Below are 1,437 nucleotides of genomic sequence, written 5' to 3'. Positions count from 1 at the left end.
GCCGCGGCGGGCTGGTGGTGGCGCCGCCGACGCCGACCGGCTCGCGGCCGGCCGGCGTCGCGCCGCTGACATCCGGTCAGGCGTCGAGGTCGGCGACCACGAGTTCCGCGATCTTCGCCAGTACGGCGTCGTCGTCGCAGCTGACGGTGACGGCCGTTCCCTGGGTGGCGCCGAGCGTCATGATCATCAGCGCGGAGCCCGCGTCGACGGGTTCGCCGCCGTCGACCGCGAGGGTGACGGGAACACCGGCCGCGACGACGGCCTCCGCGATGATCCCGGCGGGACGGGCGTGCAGGCCGATGGACGAGCCGACGGTGACGGTGGTGCTGGACATGGGATCTCCTTCGATCGGTCGAGTCGGGGTTGGGCCGAGTCGGGGTTGGCTGGGTCAGGCGGCGACCGGCTGCGGTGCCGGAGCAGGCGTGGTCAGGTGAGCTGGGCGCTTCAGTTCCTTGGCGAGCGTGACGCACAGGGCGCCGACGATCGTTCCGGCGGCGAGGGCGGCGAAGAACCACAGGACCCGGTCCATCGCGAAGATGACGAACACGCCGCCGTGCGGAGCAGTGAGCGTGACATCGGTCGCCATCACGATCGCGCCGGTCACGGCGCCGCCGACCATCATCGACGGGATCACGCGGAACGGATCGGCCGCGGCGAACGGGATAGCGCCTTCGGAGATGAACGACGCACCGAGCAGCCATGCGGCCTTGCCGTTCTCGCGTTCCGCGGTGCTGTAGAGCTTCGGCCGCAGCGTCGAGGACAGCGCCATCGCCAGCGGCGGCACCATGCCGGCGGCCATGACCGCGGCCATGATCTGCAGCGACGCGTGGTTGTCGACGGCCAAACCGGCGACCGCGAACGCGTACGCGGCCTTGTTGACCGGGCCGCCGAGATCGAAGCACATCATCAGGCCGAGGATCACACCGAGGATCACGGCGGAGCCGCCGGACAGGCCGTTGAGCCAGTCGGTGAGCCCGGTCGTGATCGCGGCCAGCGGCCGGCCCAGCACCAGGAACATCAGCGCCCCGACGATGAGCGTGGCGAGCAGCGGGATGATCACGACGGGCTTGAGCCCGCGCGCCCACACCGGTAGCGGGATCCGTCCCACCCACAGGGCCGCGAAACCGGCGATGATGCCGCCGACGAGACCGCCGATGAACCCGGCGCCGACGAAGACCGCGACCGCGCCGGCGGTGAATCCGGGTGCCAGGCCGGGGCGGTCGGCGATCGCGAAGGCGATGTACCCGGCGAGGGCGGGCACCAGGAACGAGAACGCCAGCGACCCGAGCTGGAACAGCACCGCGCCGAGATAGGTGGCGACTCCGCCGGCCGGCAGGTCCCACAGGGTGTTGTTCACTACGATATCGGCGGCCGAATCGGAGATGTCGTACCCGCCGAGCAGGAATCCCAGCGCGATGAGCAGACCACCCGCCGCGA

The 1,437-nt window shown here is 71.1% G+C and carries 2 protein-coding genes; both read right to left on the bottom strand.

The window, feature by feature from the left end; genetic code table 11:
• Window positions 1-76: 76 nt before the first annotated feature.
• Window positions 77-334 (bottom strand): HPr family phosphocarrier protein, encoded by a 258-nt coding sequence (locus tag I0Q12_RS21925; protein ID WP_197254677.1) that lies wholly within the window; start codon window positions 332-334, stop codon window positions 77-79.
• Window positions 335-388: 54 nt separating this feature from the next.
• The coding region (locus I0Q12_RS33520; RefSeq protein WP_231611190.1) for a PTS fructose transporter subunit IIC at window positions 389-1,437 on the bottom strand (1,049 nt) is incomplete at its 5' end.

It is taken from the genome of Rhodococcus sp. CX (assembly GCF_015865005.1).
Lineage (GTDB): Bacteria > Actinomycetota > Actinomycetes > Mycobacteriales > Mycobacteriaceae > Rhodococcus.
This window is presented reverse-complemented; position numbering and strand designations above follow the sequence as displayed.

Coding starts and splice junctions, on each gene's coding strand:
- I0Q12_RS21925 (WP_197254677.1), bottom strand. CDS start 334: ATGTCCAGCACCACCGTCACCGTCGGCTCGTCCATCGGCCTGCACGCC.